The organism is Streptomyces sp. NPDC030799 (assembly GCF_055572255.1).
Window position 1 is genome coordinate 491,102 of sequence record NZ_JBVIDS010000006.1, and the last position, 21,880, is coordinate 512,981.

21 protein-coding genes are annotated in these 21,880 nt (G+C 71.5%); 13 read left to right on the top strand and 8 right to left on the bottom strand.

Annotated elements, in window-relative coordinates:
* The first annotated feature begins 27 nt into the window (after positions 1-27).
* Together ACZ41I_RS18335 and ACZ41I_RS18340 are read left to right on the top strand one after the other, a co-directional pair.
* Complete coding sequence (locus ACZ41I_RS18335; protein WP_468319512.1) at positions 28-414, top strand: hypothetical protein; 387 nt, start codon at positions 28-30, stop codon at positions 412-414.
* A 157-nt stretch (positions 415-571) separates the two neighbouring features.
* Complete coding sequence (locus ACZ41I_RS18340; protein WP_468514578.1) at positions 572-3,775, top strand: tetratricopeptide repeat protein; 3,204 nt, start codon at positions 572-574, stop codon at positions 3,773-3,775.
* An 8-nt stretch (positions 3,776-3,783) separates the two neighbouring features.
* Here ACZ41I_RS18340 and ACZ41I_RS18345 read toward each other — a convergent pair whose 3' ends face one another.
* Together ACZ41I_RS18345 and mca are read right to left on the bottom strand one after the other, a co-directional pair.
* Positions 3,784-4,029 carry a hypothetical protein gene (locus tag ACZ41I_RS18345; RefSeq protein WP_363217317.1) on the bottom strand — a complete coding sequence of 82 codons (246 nt, stop codon included), beginning with the start codon at positions 4,027-4,029 and terminating at the stop codon, positions 3,784-3,786.
* Entirely contained in the window at positions 4,022-4,882 is an 861-nt protein-coding gene (gene mca, locus ACZ41I_RS18350) for a mycothiol conjugate amidase Mca (protein WP_363217341.1), read from the bottom strand. The genes ACZ41I_RS18345 and mca overlap by 8 nt, the downstream gene beginning before the upstream one ends.
* A 135-nt stretch (positions 4,883-5,017) precedes the next feature.
* Here mca and ACZ41I_RS18355 point away from each other — a divergent pair, with 135 nt between their 5' ends.
* On the top strand, positions 5,018-5,416 hold the full coding sequence (locus ACZ41I_RS18355; protein ID WP_399764017.1) for a DUF4307 domain-containing protein: 399 nt from the start codon (positions 5,018-5,020) through the stop codon (positions 5,414-5,416).
* Between the two features lie 190 nt (positions 5,417-5,606).
* Positions 5,607-6,107, top strand: a complete 501-nt coding sequence (greA, locus tag ACZ41I_RS18360) for a transcription elongation factor GreA (RefSeq protein WP_363217319.1) — start codon at positions 5,607-5,609, stop codon at positions 6,105-6,107.
* A gap of 77 nt (positions 6,108-6,184) precedes the next feature.
* Here greA and ACZ41I_RS18365 read toward each other — a convergent pair whose 3' ends face one another.
* The 3 genes from ACZ41I_RS18365 to ilvA form a co-directional block, all read right to left on the bottom strand.
* Positions 6,185-7,042 carry an ABC transporter permease gene (locus tag ACZ41I_RS18365; protein ID WP_399764013.1) on the bottom strand — a complete coding sequence of 286 codons (858 nt, stop codon included), beginning with the start codon at positions 7,040-7,042 and terminating at the stop codon, positions 6,185-6,187.
* Positions 7,039-8,037 (bottom strand): ATP-binding cassette domain-containing protein, encoded by a 999-nt coding sequence (locus tag ACZ41I_RS18370; protein WP_468514579.1) that lies wholly within the window; start codon positions 8,035-8,037, stop codon positions 7,039-7,041. Before ACZ41I_RS18370 ends, ACZ41I_RS18365 begins: the two co-directional genes overlap by 4 nt.
* A gap of 227 nt (positions 8,038-8,264) precedes the next feature.
* Positions 8,265-9,494: a threonine ammonia-lyase gene (gene ilvA / locus ACZ41I_RS18375; RefSeq protein ID WP_399764009.1), complete on the bottom strand. Its 1,230-nt coding sequence runs from the start codon at positions 9,492-9,494 to the stop codon at positions 8,265-8,267.
* Positions 9,495-9,656: 162 nt separating this feature from the next.
* Here ilvA and ACZ41I_RS18380 point away from each other — a divergent pair, with 162 nt between their 5' ends.
* The 3 genes from ACZ41I_RS18380 (at position 9,657) to ACZ41I_RS18390 (ending at position 11,294) form a co-directional block, all read left to right on the top strand.
* Positions 9,657-10,163, top strand: a complete 507-nt coding sequence (locus ACZ41I_RS18380; protein ID WP_399764840.1) for a MarR family winged helix-turn-helix transcriptional regulator — start codon at positions 9,657-9,659, stop codon at positions 10,161-10,163.
* A 167-nt stretch (positions 10,164-10,330) separates the two neighbouring features.
* Positions 10,331-10,846 carry a sigma factor-like helix-turn-helix DNA-binding protein gene (locus tag ACZ41I_RS18385; protein WP_363217323.1) on the top strand — a complete coding sequence of 172 codons (516 nt, stop codon included), beginning with the start codon at positions 10,331-10,333 and terminating at the stop codon, positions 10,844-10,846.
* 199 nt (positions 10,847-11,045) lie between these two features.
* Positions 11,046-11,294 (top strand): hypothetical protein, encoded by a 249-nt coding sequence (locus ACZ41I_RS18390; protein ID WP_363217324.1) that lies wholly within the window; start codon positions 11,046-11,048, stop codon positions 11,292-11,294.
* 141 nt (positions 11,295-11,435) lie between these two features.
* Here ACZ41I_RS18390 and ACZ41I_RS18395 read toward each other — a convergent pair whose 3' ends face one another.
* Entirely contained in the window at positions 11,436-12,590 is a 1,155-nt protein-coding gene (locus ACZ41I_RS18395) for a cystathionine gamma-synthase (RefSeq protein WP_363217325.1), read from the bottom strand.
* A 195-nt stretch (positions 12,591-12,785) separates the two neighbouring features.
* Here ACZ41I_RS18395 and ACZ41I_RS18400 point away from each other — a divergent pair, with 195 nt between their 5' ends.
* From ACZ41I_RS18400 to ACZ41I_RS18415, 4 genes are all read left to right on the top strand, one after another.
* The gene (locus ACZ41I_RS18400; RefSeq protein WP_468319517.1) at positions 12,786-13,904 is read left to right on the top strand and encodes a hypothetical protein; all 1,119 of its coding nucleotides are present in this window, start codon (positions 12,786-12,788) and stop codon (positions 13,902-13,904) included.
* A gap of 407 nt (positions 13,905-14,311) precedes the next feature.
* Entirely contained in the window at positions 14,312-14,953 is a 642-nt protein-coding gene (locus ACZ41I_RS18405) for a hypothetical protein (protein ID WP_399763999.1), read from the top strand.
* A gap of 20 nt (positions 14,954-14,973) precedes the next feature.
* Positions 14,974-16,563, top strand: coding sequence for a hypothetical protein (locus tag ACZ41I_RS18410; protein ID WP_399763997.1), 1,590 nt, complete (start codon positions 14,974-14,976; stop codon positions 16,561-16,563).
* Complete coding sequence (locus tag ACZ41I_RS18415) at positions 16,560-17,324, top strand: nucleotide-binding protein (protein WP_363217330.1); 765 nt, start codon at positions 16,560-16,562, stop codon at positions 17,322-17,324. The genes ACZ41I_RS18410 and ACZ41I_RS18415 overlap by 4 nt, the downstream gene beginning before the upstream one ends.
* Positions 17,325-17,399: 75 nt before the next feature.
* Here ACZ41I_RS18415 and ACZ41I_RS18420 read toward each other — a convergent pair whose 3' ends face one another.
* On the bottom strand, positions 17,400-18,338 hold the full coding sequence (locus ACZ41I_RS18420) for a macro domain-containing protein (protein ID WP_468514580.1): 939 nt from the start codon (positions 18,336-18,338) through the stop codon (positions 17,400-17,402).
* Positions 18,339-18,412: 74 nt separating this feature from the next.
* Between ACZ41I_RS18420 and ACZ41I_RS18425 the strand changes: the two genes are divergently transcribed.
* Together ACZ41I_RS18425 and ACZ41I_RS18430 are read left to right on the top strand one after the other, a co-directional pair.
* A complete protein-coding gene (locus ACZ41I_RS18425; protein WP_468514581.1) occupies positions 18,413-19,801 on the top strand; it encodes a macro domain-containing protein in 1,389 nt (462 codons plus the stop codon).
* Between the two features lie 159 nt (positions 19,802-19,960).
* A complete protein-coding gene (locus tag ACZ41I_RS18430; RefSeq protein ID WP_468514582.1) occupies positions 19,961-20,677 on the top strand; it encodes a type 1 glutamine amidotransferase family protein in 717 nt (238 codons plus the stop codon).
* Positions 20,678-20,800: 123 nt separating this feature from the next.
* On the opposite strand, the gene ACZ41I_RS18435 is transcribed toward ACZ41I_RS18430, so the two are convergent.
* A complete protein-coding gene (locus tag ACZ41I_RS18435; RefSeq protein ID WP_468319527.1) occupies positions 20,801-21,847 on the bottom strand; it encodes an NAD(P)-dependent alcohol dehydrogenase in 1,047 nt (348 codons plus the stop codon).
* Between the last annotated feature and the right edge of the window lie 33 nt (positions 21,848-21,880).

Genomic DNA, 21,880 nt, shown 5'->3' on the forward strand with positions numbered 1-21,880 from the left:
TCGGAGAGATGCCGGTGAGGGGACGACGTGAGCGTTCGGAAGAAGTGGCCCTGGGTTCTGCTGGGTGCGGCGGCGGTCCTGCTGATGCCGTGGACGGTGGTGCTGGCCCTGACCCTGCCCGGCAGCACCGAGGTGGACAACTGGCCGCTGGCCTGGATCGGCCTCGACGTCCTCATGGCGACGGGCTGCGCGGCGACGGCCCTGCTCGGCCTGCGCGGCGACACCAGGGCCCGCCTGACGGCCTCGGCGACGGCGTCGGTGGCGGTGCTGGACGCCTGGTTCGACATAACGACGGCGGGCACGGGTGCTCCGCTGGCCGAGGCCCTGCTGTGCGCGGTGGCGGAGGGGGCGCTGGCGGGGGCCTGTGCCCGCCTCGCGCTGAGCAAGGGCCGGGGGGCGGTGGACACCCGCTGAGGTGCCCGAACATGCCCGGTACGCCGGGTCGTACACGGTCACTCACAAGGACCTTGCCGCACCTGCCCAACTCCCCACTGACAACCAACCCTCCCGCTTCCGCCGCCGCCGAAGGACACTCATACGCAAGGAAGTTGCCACCGGAGGGGGACGGGACATGCGGGACGGGCATCGGGCGGAGGCCGAGCGGCTGCTGGTGCGGGCGGTCGAGGAGGAGGTCCGGCGCTCGGGCGGGCGGATCGACGGGCAGGTACTGCTGTCCCGGGCACGCGGTGCGCTGGACGCGATGGCGGGGGCGGCCGGCGAGGAGTACGACGCCTACACCCGTGCCCTGGACGAGGCCGAGGCGGGCCGGCTGTCCTTCGGGCAGCGGTACGCCCGCCAGGGGGCCGGAACCGCCTTACTGGTGGCGGCCGTTGCCGCGGTGGCCGCCACCGTGGCCGACCTGTCGCTCGGCACGGGCACCGGTACGGCCGTCGGGGCGGGCGTCACCGCCGGCGTGGTCGGTGCCGCCGCCTCCGTGGTGAAGGCGGCCGGGGCCCATGTGCCCGCCGCGCATCACCGCGCCGGCGCCGCCGGACAGCCGGGCGGGCCCGAGCAGCTGCGGCTGCAGTGGCTGACCGCGCTGGAGGTGCGCGGCATCCGCCCGTTCCTCGACCAGCAGCGGGTGATCAGCGCCTCCACGGGCCCGAAGAAGACCGGCGGCACCGCGCTGCGCGGCGCGGACAAGAGCGCCGCGGCCCGCCGGCGCACGGTGCTGGAGCAGTCCTTCGGGCAACTCCCGGACCCGGCCGGTCCGTTCGCGGGACGCCGTGCGGAGCTGGCGCGGATCCGGCAGTGGGCACAGGCGGCCAGAGCGGCCACGGAGACCCGGCCGACCGTGGTCGTGCTGTACGGCGAGCCCGGTTCCGGCCGGACCACGCTCGCGGTGCGCGCGGCGCACGACCTGCGGGACCACTTCCGCGGCGCGGTGGTCGTGGACCTGCGCGGCGGCACACGCGAGGAGGCGCCGCTCGCGACCCGGGACGCCCTCCTGCATCTGCTCAACCGGCTCGGCGCCCCCCGCGAGCAGTTGCTGTTCCGGGAGCGCTCCTCCCCCGACCAGCAGGTCAAGCGGCTCGGCGAGCTGTATCACCAGCATCTGACCGGGCTGCCGGTGACAATCGTGCTGGACGACGCCTCGGACCCGGAGCAGGTGCGGGCGCTGGTGCCCGAGCGCTCCGACAGCCTGGTCCTGGTCACCTCCCGTACCGCCCTCGACCTCCCCGCCGACCTGCCGGCCTGGGTGCACCATCTGCCGGTCGAGGCACTGGACTCGGCCGGAGCCGAGGAACTGCTCGGCGCGGCCGCCGAGGACGCGTCGGGTCCGTACGACGCCGAGTCCGCCGAGCGGATCCACGCGCTGTGCGCCGGGCTGCCGCTGGCGCTCAGGATCGCGGGCTCCGCGCTCGGCCCCCGTTCGCCCCGGCAGCTGGCCGCGGACCTGGGTGCGTACGGTCCGGTGGACCCGGTGGAGCGGGCCCTGTGGCTGCGCTACACCGACCAGCCGGAGCCGGCGCGCCGGCTGCTGCGCAGGCTCGCGCTCGCGGGGCGGGCCTCGCTGGGTGCCGCGGCGGCCGCCGCCCTGCTCGCCACGGACGAGGCGGAGGCCACGCGCCGGCTCGCCGCCCTCGCCGGGGCCGGCCTCATCGACCATGTGCGCGGCAGCCGCTACCGGCTGCACGACCTGGTGCGCGCCTTCGCCCAGGCCCGGCTGCTGGACGAGGAGGACCCGGCCGAGCGCAGCGCGGCGCAGGAACGGCTGATCGTGAACTACGCCGAGCTGGCCGACTCGGTGCTGCGGCTGGTCGACGGGAACATGTCGACACGCGCGCACCAGTTCGGCCCGCACGGCTTCACCTCGCTGGACGAGGCGCTGGGCTGGCTGGACGACGAGTCCAGCTTCATCACCGCGGCCCTGCGGCACGCGGAGGGCGTGGACCAGTCGGCGGTGCTGAATCTTCTGGGCGCGCTGTGCGACTACTGCCTGCTGCGCGGCGACCTGTACCGGCTCGGCGAGATCAGCGAGCTGACGCAGGCCGTGGACCAGGGGCTGCTGGTCCGCTCGGTGCAGTGGCGTACCGGTATCGCGGCCCGGCAGCTGGGCGAGCTGGACAAGGCGCGCACCACACTGACGTCGGTGGTGGACCTGTACCGGGAGGCGCACCATGACGCCGGTGCGGCCCGCGCCCTGTGCTCCCTCGGGATCACCCTGCACCACCAGGGCAACCTCACCGAGGCCGCCGCCAGGCTGCAGGAGGCGCTGGACCTGCAGGCGGCGCCGGAGCTGGCGACGGACCGGGCCTGGACGATGCACGCCCTGGCCGCCGTCCAGCGCGACCGGGGCCGGCTGGCCGAGGCGCTGGAGCTGCTCACCCGTTCCCTGGTCCTGCACCGCGAGGGCGGTTCGCTGCACGGCGAGGCCTGGGCGCACTTCCAGCTCGGCCAGCTGGCCCTGCGGCTGGGGGACGCACCGCGCGCGGAGACCGACCTGCGGGCCGCTCTGGAGCGGTACCGCCGGACGCACGACGCACGCGGCGAGGCCTGGGCGCTGACCCAGCTGGCCCGTGCCCGTCTGGTGGACGGCGACGCCTCACCGGCCGTGGAGGGCCTCAGGCAGGCCGCCGCCCGGCACCGGGAGAACGAGGACGCGCGCGGTGAGGCGTGGACGCTGTACTACCTGGGCCAGGCGCTGGAGGAGACCGGAGATCTGGACCTGGCGGTGCGTGACCTGGAGCGGTCGCGGACGATGTTCTCCCGGATGCGGGACGTCTACGGCCTCGCCTGCGCCCGGCACCACTCGGCCCGGGTCACCCGCGACCAGCGGGCCGCGCAGACCGGCTCTCTGCGCAACTCCGGCTTCGCCCGGCAGCTCCTCGTCGACGCCCGCACCGACTTCCAGCGCATCGGCGTCGCCCACGGCGAGGCTTGGACCTGCCTGGAGCTGGCGGTGGTCGACGCGGGCAATGCCCGTACCCAGGCGGCGCTGGCCCTCGCCGACGAGGCGCTGGACCTGTTCGTCTCCTACGGCGACCGGCGCGGCGAGGACTGGGCCCGCTTCCTGCGCTGCACCCTGCTGCCCTACGCGGCGCCGGGCGGCGTGGAGGTGGGCACGGCGGTCGCCCAGGAGGAGCTGGCCCAGCTGACCCGCGCCGACCACGCCCTGCGGGACGAGAAGCTCGCCGATTACGCCTCGGCATACGCCCTGCTGCTGGAACGCGGCATCAGCCTGGAGGACGGCTGGCAGGCCTGGCGCCTGCGCATGACTCCGGACCGCCACGCCCGGGAGGTGATGGGGGTGGCGGTACCGGCGTGGCGCTGACGCTCGGGTCAGCCTCGTCGCGTAGCGGAGTCGGCCTTCTCGGTCTGCTGCTCCCCGGGCTCCGGGGCCTCCTTGAAGTCGACCTTCCGCATGTGCTTGCTCATCGACTTCATCAGGCCCCACACCGCCAGGGCCATCACCGCGAAGACGATGAAGCCGAGGACGCCGGGGGTGACCTTGTTCTGGTCGACGTCCTTGGCGAGGGGGGCGAGGTGCGTCACTGCCAGGCTCACGCTTGCGCTCATGTCAGGCATTGTCCCGGATGCCCGCGAAGAGGTCGTCCTCGGGGAGGGAGGTATCGACGAGGGACTTCGCCAGCTCGTACTCCTCCGTCGGCCAGACCTCCTTCTGCAGCTCCATCGGCACCTTGAACCAGCCGCCGTCGGGGTCGATCTGCGTGGCGTGCGCGATCAGCGCCTTGTCGCGGATCTCGAAGAAGTCCGCGCACGGAATGTGCGTGGTCAGCGTGCGCTCGGTGCGCTCGAACTCCTTCCAGCGCTTGAGCCACTCCCCGTACGGCGACTCCAGGCCACGGTCGAGCATGGCGTGGTGCAGGGCCTCGGTGCGGGGGCGGTTGAAGCCCTGGTTGTAGTACAGCTTCAGCGGCTGGTAGGCGGGGCCGAACTCGGCCTCCGGGTACTTCTCGGTGTCCGCCGCGCCCTCGAACGCCACCATGGAGATCTTGTGGGTCATGATGTGGTCGGGGTGCGGGTAACCGCCGTTCTCGTCGTAGGTGGTGATCACCTGCGGGCGGAAGGAGCGGATCTGCCTCACCAGCTCCCCGGCCGCCTTGTCGACGTCCTCCAGGGCGAAGCAGCCCTCGGGCAGCGGCGGCAGCGGGTCGCCCTCGGGCAGGCCCGAGTCGACGAAGCCGAGCCACTCCTGCTTGACGCCGAGGATCTCCCGGGCCTCGTCCATCTCCTTCTTGCGTACCTCGTGGATGTGCTCCTCGATGTACGTGTCGCCCTGCAGCTTGGGATTGAGGATGGACCCGCGCTCTCCGCCGGTGCAGGTCACCACCAGCACGTCCACCCCCTCGGACACGTACTTCGCCATGGTGGCCGCGCCCTTGCTCGACTCGTCGTCGGGGTGGGCGTGCACGGCCATCAGTCGCAACTGGTCAGTCAAGACTCAATCCTCGGTAAGTCGGCGCCCCGTGTCTTCGGCGCGATCGCAGGCTTCTATAGTGACCGAATCGGGGGGCGAATAATTCCGGGTTCGGTTCCTGCCGAGAGGACGATCATGAGTACGGCGAGCGCACGACTGCCCGAGGGCCGCTACGGCCGCTCCTCGGACGAGCGTGCCGACCGCAAGCTCAAGGTCGCCGGTGCGGTGCTCGGCGCGGCGCTGCTCGCGCTGGTCGGTTACTTCGCCTACCACTATGTCGCCCAGACCGGGATCAGCGCCCAGGTGATCACCTTCGACACGACGGACAACGCCGTGAAGGTGCATCTGGAGGTCCACAAGGACTCCGGCACCGCCGGCTACTGCACCCTGCGCTCCCAGTCGGCGGACGGCGCCGAGGTGGGCCGGGCCGACTTCCGTTTCACCGGGTCGGCCACGCGCATCGACAAGGTCGTCACGCTGCGTACGACGGCGAAGGGCACGACGGCCGAGCTGCTCGGCTGCCATACCGGCTGACGGCCACCGGACACCCCCAGCCGTCACCCGGAATACATGCACGCTGACCTGCGTTGATGCAATTCTGATGGCTTATGTCCTCCCCCTTCCGGCCTTGAATTGTTAGGCTCGTGGTTTCGCCCATCCAAGAGGGAACATGCTTCTGGGTAGGGCGATGCTTTGTATTCCCAGTACCGACGAGGAGCACCCTGTGACCCAGACCAGCGAGAACGTCACCTGGCTGACCCAGGAGGCGTACAACAAGCTCAAGGACGAGCTTGAGTACCTTACTGGTCCTGCGCGCACGGAGATCGCCGCCAAGATCGCGGCCGCGCGCGAGGAGGGCGACCTGCGCGAGAACGGCGGGTACCACGCGGCCAAGGAGGAGCAGGGCAAGCAGGAGCTGCGCGTGCGCCAGCTGACCCAGCTTCTTGAGAACGCCAAGGTGGGCGAGGCTCCGGTCTCCGCCGACGGTGCCGTCGCGCCCGGCATGGTCGTCACGATCGCCTTCGACGGTGACGAGGACGACACACTGACGTTCCTGCTCGCCTCCCGCGAGTACGCGAGCTCGGAGATCGAGACGTACTCGCCGCAGTCCCCGCTCGGCGCCGGCGTCATCGGCCACAAGGTCGGCGAGGACGCGGAGTACGAACTGCCGAACGGCAAGAAGGCCTCGGTGAAGATCCTCAAGGCCGAGCCGTACTCGGGCTGATCCACCCCCCGACAGGACCTCGAAGCCCCTGGTGTCCGCCGTGCCGGACACCAGGGGCTTCGCCGTGCCCGCAGCCGTCAGGCGGTGGCCGAGCGGTACTTGCGGACCGCGAGGGTGCGGAATGTCGCGGTGATCAGGACGGAGTAGAGCAGCGAGGCCAGGACCGAGTGCTGCATGGGCCAGGCCCCCGAGGTCGACTGGCCGGGGCTGCCCATCAGCACCCGGGCCGCCTGCACGGTGGCGCTGAACGGGTTCCACTCCGCGATGTGCCGTAGCCACGGGGTCATGTTGCTGATGTCGACGAACGCGTTGGACAGGAAGGTCACCGGGAAGAGCCAGATCAGGCCGCCGGAGGTGGCCGCCTCCGGGGTCCGCACGCTCAGGCCGATCAGCGCGCCGATCCAGGTGAACGCATAGCCGAGCAGAAGCAGCAGGCCGAAGGCCGCGAGGACCTTGCCGGCGTTGGTGTCATGGAAGGTTCCGACCCGCCAGCCGACCAGCAGGGCGACCACGGCCAGGACGAGCAGGGTCAGTGCCGTCTGGACCAGGTCGGCCAGCGTACGGCCGGTCAGCACCGCGCCGCGTGCCATGGGCAGCGAGCGGAAGCGGTCGATGAGGCCCTTGTGCATGTCGTCGGCGATACCGGCGCCGGAGCTGGCGGTGGCGAAGGTGACGGTCTGCGCGAAGATGCCGGCCATCAGGAAGTTCTTGTAGCCCTCGGCGCTGGTGCTGCCGTCGATCTTCATGGAGCCGCCGAAGACGTAGGTGAACAGCACCACGAACATGATGGGCTGGATGAGGCCGAAAATGACCATCTCCGGAATGCGGGACATCCGGATCAGATTGCGCTTGCCGACGATCAGCGAGTCCCGGACGGACCGGGTGAACGGGTTGCCCGGCGCCGCGATGCGCGCGGTTTCACTGACGGCACTCATTTCACGGCCTCCTTGCCGTTCGCCTCGTCCTGGTCGGCTGCCTCGGCCACGTGTCCCGTCAGTGACAGGAAGACGTCGTCGAGAGTGGGGCGGCGCAGCCCGATGTCGTCTATCTCGATCCCGCGGGTGTCCAGCTCGCGGATGATTTCGGCGAGCAGCTTGGCGCCGCCGGTGACGGGGACCGTGAGCTTGCGGGTGTGCTCCTCGACCGTGACGTCGCCCGTGCCGACGCCGCGCAGGCTGTATCTGTCCAGGAGAGCGGCGGCGTCGGCGATGTGGTCGCGCTCGTGCACCACGACTTCGACGCGCTCGCCGCCGGTTTGGGCCTTGAGCTGGTCGGAGGTGCCCTGGGCGATGACGCGGCCGTGGTCGACCACCGCGATGTCGTGGGCGAGGTGGTCGGCCTCTTCCAGATACTGCGTGGTGAGCAGCAGGGTCGTACCGCCGGAGACGAGCTGTTTGATGACCTCCCACAGCTGCTGGCGGTTGCGCGGGTCGAGGCCGGTGGTCGGCTCGTCCATGAACATCACCGGCGGCGAGACCACGAGGGCCGCGGCGAGGTCGAGCCTGCGGCGCATGCCTCCGGAGTAGGTCTTGGCGGGGCGGTCGGCGGCGTCGGCGAGGTTGAACTGCTCCAGGAGCTCGGACGCGCGGCGCTTGGCCGCCTTGGCCCGCATCTGGTACAGCTGCCCGACCATCTGCAGGTTCTCGCGGCCGGTCAGGTATTCGTCGACCGCCGCGAACTGGCCGGACAGGCCGATGGAGCGGCGCACGGCGTCGGGGTGCTTCAGCACGTCCACGCCCGCGACGATCGCCTTGCCGCTGTCGGGGCGCAGCAGGGTCGTCAGACAGCGGACGGTCGTCGTCTTGCCGGCGCCGTTCGGCCCGAGGAGGCCGAGGACCGTGCCCTCGGGCACGTCCAGGTCTACGCCGTCGAGGGCCCTTACGTCGCCGAAGGTCTTCACCAGGCCTTCGGCATGGATGGCGCCTGGCATGTCTGTCTCCACGTCGTCGGGGATTCGGGGCGGGATTCTTCGCGGGGGGTGGGACGGTTCGGAGCGTGTGGCAGGGGGATCGTCAGCAAAGGCTAGGTTTGATCGGCCTGGTTCGCCCGCCTTTTTCCAGTGCGGCAAGGCGGTCCGGCTACCACACCCTCACCATAACGCGATGTATCGCGTCTTACAATGCAGCTCACCCGGACGGGTGGCGAGTTGTGCTTGCGTCAGCCGATGACCGTGTAGCCGGCGTCCCGCAGGGCCTGGCCGACCTCGGCGCAGTGGGCCGGACCCTTCGTCTCCAGGTGCAGCTCGACCTCGGCCTCCGTGAGCCCGAGCCGGGGATCGGTGCGTACGTGACTCACGTCGAGGACGTTGGCGTCGACCTCCGACAACACCCCGAGGAGCGTGGCGAGGGCGCCCGGCCGGTCGGTCAGCCGGAGCCGGACGGCCAGGTAGCGGCCCTGGGCGGCCATGCCGTGGCGCAGCACGCGTTGCATCAGCACCGGGTCCACGTTCCCGCCGGAGAGCACCGCGACGACCGGGCCCTCGAAGGCGTCCGGCGCGGCCAGCAGCGCCGCGACCGGGCTCGCCCCGGCCGGCTCCACGACCAGCTTGGCCCGCTCCAGGCACAGCAGCAGTGCGGCCGACAACTGGTCCTCGCTGACCGTGCGCACCTCGTCCACCAGGTCCGCGATGATCCCGAACGGCACCAGGCCCGGCCGCCCCACCTTGATGCCGTCGGCCATCGTCGCCGGGTTCTCCACCGCGACCGGGTGCCCTGCGGCCAGCGACGGCGGATAGGCCGCCGCGCCCTCCGCCTGCACACCGACGATCCTGACGTCCGGCCGTATCGCCTTCACCGCGACCGCGATCCCGGCCGCGAGTCCGCCGCCGCCGACACCGACGACGATCGTGCGCACCTCCGGGCACTGTTCCAGGATCTCCAGGCCCACCGTGCCCTGACCAGCGATGATGTCCGGGTGGTCAAAGGGATGGAGGAACACCGCGCCCGTGTCGGCCGCGTACTCCTCGGCAGCGGCCAGCGTCTCGTCGACCACCTGGCCGTGCAGGCGCACCTCGGCGCCGTAGTCCCGGGTGGCGCTGACCTTCGGCAGTGGGGCGCCCTTCGGCATGAACACCGTGGAGTGCACACCGAGCAGCGAGGAGGCGAGCGCCACGCCCTGCGCGTGGTTCCCGGCGCTCGCAGCCACCACCCCGGCCGCCCGCTCCTCCGGCAGCAGCCCGGCGATCCGCACATAGGCGCCGCGCAGCTTGAACGAGCCGGTGCGCTGGAGGTTCTCGCACTTCAGGTGCACCGGCGCCCCGACCAGCTGGGACAGGTGCCGGCTGCCCTCCATCGCGGTCACCCGTGATACGCCGGAGAGCATCTTCTGGGCGCCGCGCACATCGTCGAGGGTGACGGAACGCAAGGTGTCAGCCGTGCGGTAGCTCATGACTCCAGCATCGCAGTTCGCGCTCGTACACGACTTGGGTGACCAAGCTCCGAGACCGGTTTGTGCAGGGCCGGTACGGCTTGGCCCCGGGCCGCGTACCCTGTCCCCCAACCCAGCAGCCCTTCATGAAGCGAGCCTCCGGCCATGCCCACAACACCTGAAATGTCGATGGACATGACGACCGTCGGTGACACCGGTCTCCTCGACACCCTCCAGCACGAGGTGGCGGTGTTCGCCCGCCGTGCCGAACAGACACGGCTCGGCGGTGTCGGGCAGGTGCGCAACTCCATGGACCGCGCGGCGTATCTGCTGCTCAACCGGCTCGACAAGGAAGGGCCGATGGGCGTCAAGGCGCTCGCCGCGAGCATGGGCATCGACTCCTCCACGGTCACCCGGCAGGTGGCTCCGCTGGTCGACACCGGGCTCGTCAAGCGCACCTCGCACCCGGAGGACGGGCGCGCGGTGGTGCTCCAGCTGTCCCCGCGCGGGGCCGCCCGGCTCGAAGAGGTGCGCTCCTCCAGACGTCAGCTGATGGCGGACCTGACACACGACTGGGCACCGGAGGAGCGCGAGCAGTTCTGCACGCTCCTGACCCGCTTCAACGTCGCGCTCTCCGCGCGGATGACGGTGCCGGGGCCCGGGCCGGTGGAGCAGTCGCCGGCGTCCTGACGGCTGCGGACCACCGCGGCATCCGACCACCGGACTCCCGTCGACACCGGTCGGTTCCGGAGTCTTGACCCCGGGCCGCAGCTGGCCTCATATGAGACCGGGTCCTGTGTCGTACGCGGTTCACCTGTCCCGTACCGGGCAGCGGGGCCCCTCTAGGGGGAGGCGCGGTGCGTGATCGGCAGGTGTCCCGAGGTGCCCGCCGGGCCCGGGAGTTCGAGGCGTTCGTCGCGGGTGCGGCCGGGCGTCTGCTGCATGCCGCCACCCTGCTCACGGCGGAGGCGCCGCACGCCAACCCGCGTGCGCGGCGCCTCCTGACGCTCGCGCTCGCCCACACCTACGCGCACTGGGACCGGCTGCACGGTGAGGACCCGTACGACTGCGCCCGCCAGTACGTCGCCACCCGGTTCGCGCGCGCGACCTGGCACCGGTACGGCGCCTTCGGCCGCAACCGCCCCGATCCGCGCAGTCCGCTCGCCGCGCTCAGCCCGCAGGAGCGGCTGATCCTCGTACTGCGCCTCTACGAAGGCGTCGCCGAGGAACAGGCAGCGGCCCTGCTGGGGCTCCCCAGGGAACGCATCCACACCATCTGCGACCGCGCAACCGCCACCCTGCTCCATCCACCCCGCCCCACGGGCCCGCCCAAGGGCCCCCATACGGCAGGTCGGAAGGTGGCGCCGTCATGAGGGGCCCTCAGCGAGCGGAGCGGGCGGGGCGGGAGAGCGCTGTGAGTGTGGGCAGCGGCTGGGGCCGCCTTCAGGGACGCGACAGCGCCGGGGGCGGACGGTGTCGGCGAAGGCCCCCGCCACTCGCGTACGTCCCTGCGCGCGCGGGCGACTCGCAGGGCCTGGTGACATCGGCGCCGCGGCGTGAGGGGAGGGCGCGGTGAACCGGGCCGAGCGGGAGGCCGCCGCGCGGCAGATCATGGAGCAGGTTCCGGCGCAGGTGCCGCCGGATCTGTGCGCGGATGCGGTACGCCGTGGCGAGCGCCTGCTGCGGCGCAGGCTGCTCGTCCGCCGGGTGCTGTGGCTGCTGGCGTGTGCCGCGGCCATCGCGTTCAGCGTGTGGGCGGCCCGTGTGCACCCGTGGTCGGAGCCGCCCTCCCAGACGACTCCGCCGATCACGGGCTGGTGACCCGACCGGTCCACGGCGCCAGGACCTGCGGCGGGCCTACGAACCGGCGGCGGTACGACCCCGGACCCACGCCGGCTACGGCGGTGGAGTCGACCGCATCGACCCGGTCGTCCGGTCCGGCAGCGATCCGAAGGAAACGGCCTAGCCCAAGGCCTGCTGCAGGTCTGCCAGCAGGTCGTCGACGTTTTCGATGCCCACGGACAGGCGTACCAGGTCGGCGGGGACCTCCAGTGCCGAACCGGCCGCGGAGGCGTGCGTCATCCGGCCGGGGTGCTCGATCAGGGACTCGACGCCGCCGAGCGACTCGCCGAGGGTGAACACCTTGGCCCGGTTGCACACCTCGACCGCGGCCTCCTCTCCGCCCTCCACGCGGAAGGACACCATGCCGCCGAACGCCCGCATCTGCTTGGCGGCGACCTCGTGGCCGGGGTGCTCGGGCAGGCCCGGGTAGAGCACGCTCGTCACGCGCGCGTGCCGGGTCAGCATGTCGGCGATCTTCGTTGCGTTCTCGCTGTGCCGGTCCATCCGTACCGCGAGGGTCTTGGTGCCGCGCAGCACCAGCCAGGAGTCGAAGGGGCCGGCGACGGCGCCCATCGCGTTCTGGTGGTAGGCGAGCTCCTCGCCCAGGCCCTGGTCGGAGACGATCAGCGCGCCGCCGACCACGTCCGAGTGACCGCCCATGTACTTGGTGAGGGAGTGGACGACGACGTCCGCGCCGAGCGACAGCGGCTGCTGGAGGTAGGGCGTGGCGAAGGTGTTGTCGACGACGAGCTTCGCACCCGCGTCGTGCGCGACCTGAGCGAGGGCGGCGATGTCGGTGATGCCGAGCAGCGGGTTGGAGGGAGTCTCCACCCAGACGGCCTTGGTCTTCGGGGTGATCGCGGCCCGTACGGCGGCCGGGTCGCTGGTGTCGGCGACGGACCACTCCACACCCCAGCGGGTGGCGACCTTGGCGAAGAGCCGGAACGTGCCGCCGTAGGCGTCGTTCGGGATCACCACGTGGTCACCGGGGGTGAGCAGCGTGCGCAGCAGGGTGTCCTCGGCCGCCAGGCCGGACGCGAAGGCGAGGCCGCGGCGGCCGCCCTCCAGCGCGGCGAGGTTCTCCTCCAGGGCGGTACGGGTGGGGTTGGCGCTGCGGCTGTACTCGTAGCCGCCGCGCAGCCCGCCGACGCCGTCCTGCTTGTAGGTCGAGACCTGGTAGATGGGCGGGACGACCGCGCCGGTGGCGGGATCCGCGGTGTTGCCCGCGTGGATCGCGAGGGTCTCGAAGTGCTCACTGATATGCCTGTCGCTCATGTCCACCGAGCGTAGTGCGCCCGGCCGGATGCTGACGCCCGCGAAGCCCGCACACCGCCGAACCGAGGGATTTCCCGCAGTGGCCCGCCACAGACCGGACCGCCATTGCGCGCCCTGTCATGAACGGGACCGGAGTTTTCCACAGCTCGGCGGAGGGGTTGGCCAATTGTCGGCGGCGTCTGGTTCGCTTGAGGCATGTCGATTCTCTGGCTGCTGATGGCGCTGCCCATGCTGAGCTTCGTGCTGCTCTCGCTCATGCGGCGCAGGCGCGGGGTGATCGAGCAGGTTCCCCCGGGGCACCCGGACGCCGCCGACCCGGCGGCCTACGGCTTCGTGCGCCAGGAGGAGCTGGACGTGCGCATGCCCGGACCGGACCAGGACCTGCTGGACGTCCTGGAGTTGGTCCAGCGCACGCAGGACTATCGTGCGGCCTCCCAGCTGCTGGCCGGCACCGGGAGCGAGGACGAGCAGCGCTGGCAGCGGGTGCAGGCCTTCGCGGGCGCCGCCGCGCTGGAGCTGCTGGAGCGGCCCGGCGGGGTGCACGAGACGCCGGGCGGCCAGTGGCTGCGGGTGTGGCGGGCCGAGCAGCCCAAGGACGCGGGCGGCGCCGCCGTCTATGCGGAGTTCCTGGTGCAGCAGGCCTGGCGGACGTCGACGCCGGGCACGGACGACTTCCGGATCATCATGGAGGAGGCCCGGGACGCATGCGGGCAGGCGGCCCTGCTCGCGCCCGGCGACCCGGTGCCGTACATCATCGAGCTGTCCATCGCCCGCGGACTCTCCTATGCGCAGGCCGAGTTCGAGCAGCTCTGGCTGAAGATCCTCGACCGCGCCCCGCATCACATGGGCGCGCATCTGGCCGCGCTGCACTACTGGTGCGAGAAGTGGCACGGCTCGCGCGAGCAGGCGTACTCCTTCGCCGAAGCCGCCGCGGCTCGCGCCCCGCAGGGCTCGCTGCTCGCCGCGCTGCCCCTGTTCGCGGTCTTCGAGCACCTCCCCGAGGTGACCCTGGTGGCGAGCTTCTACCAGAGCGAGGTCGTCACCAAGGCGATGCACGGCGCCCTGCACGCGGTGCACTCGGCCCGCCCCGACGACCCGATGCTCGCGCACGTCCGCCATCTGCTGATCTTCTTCCTGGTCCGCGCCAAGCGCTGGCAGGAAGCCATGCACCAGCTGATACACGTCGACGGGCACATCGGCACGCTGCCCTGGACGCTGTCCGCCGACCCGGCCGCCGAGTTCGCCGTCTACCGCGCCCTGGCGGTGGCCGGTTACGAGGCCAACGGCGGCAGCCCGGCCACCCTCCCCGGCTGAACCGGCAGCAGCACAGGCGGCCGTCAGGGCCGACGAACAACTCGCGCGCCTCACACAGCGTCGGCTCGATCGATCGAGCAAGGCCCCGCCGTCCGAGCCCCGTTCATTCATCCCTCTGATCGGCGCCCCACGGCTCGGGATCCCTCGCACCTGCCCGGCGCATCCTCGCTTCGGTGTGCCGTGGGCGTTTCCGGAAGCGCGTCGTCCGGGTGGGCACCGACAGAAGGCTGATCATGGGGCAGACAGTCGTCGGAGCCGACTGGGACAGCCCGCTCACCAGGCCCGGATCGGAAGCGTATCGGAAGCGCGAAACCGGCTCCCACCCGTCGGATGTCGGGCAAGGTGACTCTCGCCACGCCGTTGGAACGAGCCAGACCCCGGCTGTCCGCCGGGAGTTGCGAGGGCCCATGAACCACACCTACGAGCCGCCGAGTCTGATACCCACCGCGGGTCAGGAACGGACGTACGCGCTAGTCATCGCCGGTGTCCCCCTTCTGCTGATCCTGCTGATGGCGGTCTTGCCGCTGCTGGCCCCGGATGGCGGAAACGCATCCGGGGCCACCGCGGTGGACGGCCAGGGCGGCTACACCTACGTCCCACCGACGGACCCGCCGGCACCGGACACCTCCAGCGCGTACGGCACGGAACCGTCGACGCCCCTCGGGGGCGACGACAGCACGGACCTGTCCCCGACCCCGCTGGACAGCGAGACCACGCAGAGCACGGACAGCACGGACAGCACCAGCGGCACGGACAGCGCCACCGGTCCCCGCGCGACCGTCAACGACTTCTTCGACGCCATCAACCGCCGCGACTTCAGGACCGCCTGGGCGCTGGGCGGCAAGAACCTCGACATGAACTACGACTCCTTCGTCGCCGGCTTCGACACCACCGAGCACGACGACGTCACCGTCCTCTCCGTCGACGGGGACACGGTCTCGGTGAACCTGAACGCCGAGCAGAGCGACGGCACGCAGAAGTCGTACACCGGTCAGTACACCGTGGTCGACGGAGTCATCACCCACGCCTCGATGACCTCGGCCGGCTGAAGAGAGCGGAGAACAGAGCCATGGCGAGTGCATTTCTTTCGGTTCCCGCTCCGCCGCCGGGGTCCGGCGGCCCGGTCCCGGCCCGCCCGTCCGCGGACGCCACCAGCGACGCCACCCGGCTGCTGTGCGCGGGCACCTATCTGGATCCGGTGTACCGCGCCACCGTCATCCGCGAGCTGCTGACCCACCGCTTCCGGGTGGTGGCGCCCTCGTACGGGTACGACGCGGTTCCCGTGCTCGCGCACGCCCTGGCGGCCCGCCGGCTGCACCGGGCCCGGGTGGCCGTCCTCGTCGCAGGCCTGCTCGTCATCTGTCTCCTCATGGCCGCCGGTGCCCTGGACGGGTCCACCGGGATGCTGGCGACGGTGTGGCTGCTGTGGGTCACCGCGTTTCTGCGGCGCGTCGTCACGCTGCAGCTGCTGACCTCCCGGCTGGGGCGCCACACCGGTGCGGCGCGCCGGACGAACGGGTTCGACGGCTCCTATCCCAGACACCCGCAGCTGACGAGCGAACTCGTGGCCAAGATCAACCGGGAGCAGACCTCGGACGGCAGTCTCATCTGCTACGGCGGCTACAAGCCGTTCGTCGGCGCGGGCCAGCAGGTGCGGCGCTGGTCCACCGCGGAGCTGCTGATCGGCGCACCCGTCACCGTGTTCGAGGGCCGGCACGGACCGGGCCTGCCCGGCGCGCACGGCGTGAACGGCCAGGCGACCGGTGAGGAGCCGAGGCGGAAGGACATCATTCCCTTCACCGTCGAGGACCTCTCCGCTTACGTCTCCGCCCGTATGACCTCCGGACTGCGCGACCACGCGAGCCGGCTGGCGCGGATCGAGGGGCTCGCCGTCGAACAGAGCACGTTCACCACGGCCGTGACGACTCTCCCCGGCGCCTGGGCGGCGATCCCGGAGCAGACCGACGGGCGCTGGCAGGACACCTACGGCTCGGGGCGCGCCTACCTGTGCGTCCGGGTGGGCTCGTGGAACCAGGAGCTGGTCACCACGGCGTTCGTGGGCTTCGACCTCAAGGGGAACACCCTGCACACCGAGTTCTACTCGTATGTGCTGGGGCCGATCCAGGCGAGTTTCCACCTGGTGGACCGGCTGCCCGCGGCGCTGGACGCCGGGACCCTGCTCAGGGTCGGCTGGCACACCCTGCGGGCCGCGCCCCAGGCGGCGCTGCGGCCCGTCCTGTCCCGGGCCCGCTCGGCGCTGTCCGTCCTGCTGCCGTGGGCCAGGAACACCGTCCTGCTGCCGCAGCCGGCCGACACCAGTGAGTTCGGGCTCGGCCGCTACGCGGACACCGTGGTGAACCGCGGAGCGCTCACCAGCATCCGGGAGATGGCGACCAGCGACGACTTCCACGTCTTCTTCCAGGAGACGGACACGATCAAGTACACCCAGATCGTGGAGCGCCAACTCCTCCACTTCATCCGCGAGTTCCTGCAGGAGCACAACGTGGACCTCGCCGAGCACGAGGCCCGCCAGACGAACATCCTCAACGACTACGGCCGCAACAACAACTTCGTGAACGGCGACAACAACACCACCAACTCGGGCACGCAGAACCACTACGGCGCCTCCGACGGCGGCCGGGGGACGGGATCGGCATGACGGACAGCACCACGGGGACGGGCTCCGGCCACAGCAGCCACTACGGAAGCGGAAACACCTTCGGCAGTGGCAACAGCTTCGTCACCGGCAACGGCAACAGCACCAACTCGGGCACGCAGAACTTCTACGGCGGCGCCCGCCAGGCCCCCGGGGACGACGACCGCCCCGTATCCGCCCAGGACCGTCCCGGCCCGTCCCGGGACCGCAGCCGCAACGTCTTCGTCGTCCACGGGCGCGACGAGGAGGTCCGGACGAAGATGTTCGGCCTGCTGCGCAAGCTCGATCTGCGTCCGCTGGAATGGGAGGACCTGGTCAGGGCCACCGGCAAGACGGCGCCCTTCCTCGGCGAGGTCGTCGCGAAGGCCCCCGAGCAGGCCCAGGCGGCCCTCGTGCTGCTCACCCCGGACGACATCGTCCAGCTGCACCCCGAGCTGCGCGGTGCGAACGAGCCGCCGTACGAGACCGAGCCGACCGGTCAGCCCCGGCCGAACGTGCTGATCGAACTGGGCATGGTGCTGATGGCCTACCCGGAGCGCACGCTGATGGTGGAGGTCGGGGAGCTGCGCACGATCGCCGACATCGCGGGCCGGAACGTCATCCGGTTCGACGGCTCGGAGGCCGCCCTGAGCAAGATCGTGCAACGGTTGAAGATCGCCGGCTGCACGGTCGACGACACCGGCTCCGAATGGCGTCAGACCTGGCCGTACAGCCATCTGTCGGCGTACGGACGGACCGGGCGGCAGCTGCCGCCGGCCCGCTGAGCCGCGGTACGGGCCCAGGGGCCGCTCGGCCGCGCTCCGGGGGAGGGCCCGTACCGCCCCCACGGGTGCCCGGTGTCAGACATGGCGCCGGGCGCCCGCCGCCAGGCCGGCCAGGAACGCGCCGGTCTCCGGCAGGTCGATCCGCCTCAGCTCGCCGGGGCGTATCACCACGTGCAGCTCGCGGCAGACCGGCCGCTCCCACGAGTGCACCACGAACGACAGCAGGATCAGCCGCAGCAGGCTGTCCTCGTCGAGGTCGTGCAGCCGGGCGAGCCCCGCACCGGTCAGCGGCATGGTGACGCGTTCCAGCTGGCCGTGCCGGCGCACGGCGTCCCACAGCCGGTCCAGGCCGAGCCACAGCTCCTGGACGCCGGACGCGGCGACGCAGTCGTTGCCCATCCGGCTGTAGGCGACGGCGAACACCAGCTGCGGGCGGCTGCCGAGGACGGCGACGGTCCCGACCGGGTACCGGGCGCGCTTGCCGCGCGGCTTGTCCCGCACGCTCTCCCGCGCCACCGGGGCCACCCCGTCCAGCGCGGCGGCCAGCTCCGCGTCCAGCCGGTGGGCGTCCCCCGCGTAGCGGCGGGCGAGCAACTGCCCCTGGGCGCTGTCGTCGTTGATGACGACACCGTCGTCCACCAGGGTGTCGAAGGTGTCGGTGAACCCCACCACCAGATGGCCGGGCTGCTCGAAGAGGTCGCCCTCCTCGACCACCACGGTCATGTGCGGACGGGTGAACTCCTGCCGTACGGCGGCCTGCGGACGCGCCCGGGCCAGCCCCCAGACCAGACACAGGGCGACCGAACCGGCCAGCACCGGACCGGGCCGGGACACGACGCGCGGGAACAGCTGGCCGGCGAACTGCACGACGGCCGACACCCCGCCGAAGGCCGCCAGCGCGTTGCCCAGGAAGACCCGCCACCCGCGCCAGGACCGCGGCAGCCGGGATCGCGCCGGACGGAACGGCGATCGCGCGGGACGGGACGACGACGGGTCCGGAACGGTCGATCGCATGCGTCACTCCGAGTCATCTTGATAGGCTGAAAGCCCTGTTGACGGGCCGTCATGCGGCTGAGGGGGCGAGGCGCGTGCAGAGCCGCACACCGTCCGTACGCGTGCACGTCCTGGGCCCCGTCCGGCTGGAAGTGGACGACGTTCCGGTCCGCCTGACCCCGCTGACCGCGCGTCTGCTGCTGCGTCTGGTCGCCGCCGACGGTGAGGCCGTGACCGCTCGCCGGCTGTACCGGGACGTCTGGCAGCAGACCGTGGAGCTGCCGCACCAGGGCCTGCGCAACCGCAACGAGGTGCAGAAGCGGATCCTGGAGCTGCGGCGCGCGTTCGACCGCGCGGGACCGGGCACCGGCAACCGGATCGTACGAACCGGACAGCTGCCGACCGCACACGGCGCCGAGAGTACCTACCAACTGGACCTGGCTGTCGAAGAGCTGGACAGTACGCAGTTCACGCGTCTGGTGGGCGACGCGCTGCACGCGGCACCGGCCTCGGCGGTCCGGTTGCTCGCGGACGCCCTGCGGCTCTGGCACGGCCGGCCGCTGGCCGAAGTGGCGGACGAGGAGTTCGCGACCGCCCCGGTGCGACGGCTGACCCAGCTCAGGGACACCGCACTGCGGGAACTGATCGCCGGACACACCGCACTGGACCGCTACGACCTCGCCCTGCCGGTGGCCGAACAGACGGCTCGGGAACGACCGGACGACCCCGAGGCCGCCGCGGTCCTCGCCCGGCTGAACGCCCGGCTGCGCGAGCGGCACGGCGACGAACTGCTGCGTCACACCCTGCGCGGGCTGCGGGTGGACGTCGTCGTGCTGCGCGGCGATCTGTTCGAGCAGGACGACGCCAACCTGGTCGTGGGGTTCTGCGACACCTTCGACACCTTCCCCGACGACGTGGTGATCAGCCGGGAGAGCGTGCAGGGCCAGTTGGTCGACCGGCTCTTCGAGGGCCGGTACCGGCTGCTCGACGAACGACTGCGCCGGGGGCTCAAGGAGTTCACCCCGCTGGCCACCGAGAGCGTCCAGGCCAAGCGGCGCGGCCGGCGCACCCGCTTTCCGGTCGGCACGGCGGTTGCGGTCCCGGCCGGCCGGCGCAAGGTCTTCGCCCTCGCCTACTCCCGGCTGGGCAACGACCTGCGTGCCCGGTCCGCCCCGGCGGACCTGCGGCTGAGCCTGGAACGCCTGTGGCCGGCGGTCGCCCGGCACGGCCTGTTCAAACCGGTGGCGATCCCGCTGATCGGCGCGGGCCTGTCCCGCATCGTGGAACTCGACCGCACCCAGCTGCTGTTGATGATCGTCGAGACCTTCACCCGGGGCCTGCGCCAGGACCCGGCCGTTTCTCCCGAGTTGCGCATCGTCATCCGCGCCGACGAGCTGGAGCGGACCGACCTGTCGGCGGTCGAGGCGTTCCTGCGTGGTGCGGACGAGCAGGGGCCGGCGCTCCCGCCGACCGCTGCCGGCTGACCTCTTCACACCTCCAGCAAAGATCCGCCGCCGCTTCCGCCGACAGCCACCGCCCGCTTCCGGAACGCTTCGGGAGCGCTTCGGGGTAATTGCGGCGACGGGAGCGGCCTCCGCGCCGTACATTCGCCGCTCGTGAGGCGACCAGGGGAGGCCATGGGGATGAGCACGTTTCTGATCGGCGGCGGGTGGGCCACGGCCGAGGTGTACGAGCCGTTCGTCGATGCGGTCGGCGGGGAGGGGCGCATCGGGTGTCTGATCGTCGACGAGGGGGACGGGGCGGCGCAGTTCGAGCGGTATGCCGAGGTGCTGCGGAAGGCGGGGCCGTGCACACCCGTGCCGCTGCTCGTGCCGCTCGGCGGCCGGTTCGAGCCGGAACAGGCGTTGGAGGGGGTCGACGGCCTGCTGGTGTGCGGTGGGCTGACGCCCGCCTACCAGGAGGCGCTTGAGGACGCTCTGGAGCGGTTGCCGGCGCTGCTCGCCGGGCGCGGAATGCCGTACGCGGGCTTCTCGGCCGGTGCCGCCGTGGCCGCGCGGCGGGCCGTGGTCGGCGGATGGCTGGTGGACGGGGTACCGGTGTGCCCGGAGGAGACCGGCGAGGATCTGGCGGAGGTGGAGGTGCGGGCGGGGCTGGGGCTGGTGCCGTTCGCGGTGGACGTCCATGCCGCCCAGTGGGGCACGCTTGCGCGGCTGATCACGGTCGTCGGGCGGGGCGCGGCGCCGTACGGGGTCGCCGTCGACGAGAACACCCTGCTGCAGGTGGCGGACGGGGAGGTCCGGACGGCGGGGCTGGGGCGTGCGCATGTCGTACGGCCGGACGGGAGCGGGGGTGTGCTCGTGCGGGCCTACGGACCCGGAGAGCGCTTCTCCGTCGCCTAGGGACAGGCCGGCACCGGGGGCGGGACGCGTGCCCCCGTGTCCCACCGCCGGCCCGCCGCCTCGTCTCGCGGGTCGGCGGGCCGTATCCGCTGCGGCTGCTGGGCCGCGGGCGGAACCGCCGGCTCAGATCGTGGCCGTGTCGATCACGAAGCGGTAGCGGACGTCACTGTTCACGACCCGCTCGTAGGCCTCGTTGATCTGGTCGGCGCGGATCAGTTCGATCTCGGCGCCCAGCTGGTGCTCGGCGCAGAAGTCGAGCATCTCCTGGGTCTCCGGGATGCCGCCGATGCCGGAGCTGCTGATGCTGCGGCGGTGGCCGAACACCGAGGAGAGGAGGATGTTCACCGGCTCCTCGGGGATGCCGACGTTGACCATCGCGCCGTCCGTGCGCAGCAGGGACAGATAGGCGTCGAAGTCGAGCGGCGCCGACACCGTGTTGAGGATGATGTCGAAGGTGCCCTTGAGGTCCTCGAAGGTCTTCGGGTCGCTGGTGGCGTAGTAGTGGGTGGCGCCCAGCTTCAGACCGTCGTCCTTCTTGCGCAGGGACTGGGAGAGGACCGTGACCTCCGCGCCGAGGGCGGCGGCGATCTTCACTCCCATGTGTCCGAGGCCGCCCAGGCCGACGACCGCGACCTTCTTCCCCGGACCGGCGTTCCAGTGCTTCAGGGGCGAGTAGGTGGTGATGCCGGCGCACAGCAGCGGGGCGGCCACGTCGAGGGGGAGGCCGTCGGGGATGCGGACGACATAGTTCTCGTCGACGACGATCTTGTGCGCGTAGCCGCCGTAGGTGGGCTCGCCGTCCTTGCCGACGGAGTTGTACGTCCAGGTGGGGCCGCCGCCGGTGCAGTACTGCTGCAGACCGGCCCTGCAGTTGTCGCACTCCCGGCAGGAGTCGACCATGCAGCCGACGCCCACGCGGTCGCCGACGGCGTACTTCGTGACACCCCGGCCGACCTCGGAGACGACGCCCGCGATCTCGTGACCGGGCACCATCGGGAAGATCGCGGTGCCCCAGCCCTCGCGGGCCTGGTGGATGTCGGAGTGGCAGATACCGGCGAACTCGATGTCGATGAGGACGTCGAACTCACCGACCGCGCGCCGCTCGATCGTGGTCCGCTCCAGCGGGGCCTTCGCGGCAGGCGCGGCGTAAGCAGCAACAGTGGTGGTCATGCCGGGGTTCTCCTAGCGATGTGATCGCGCCCG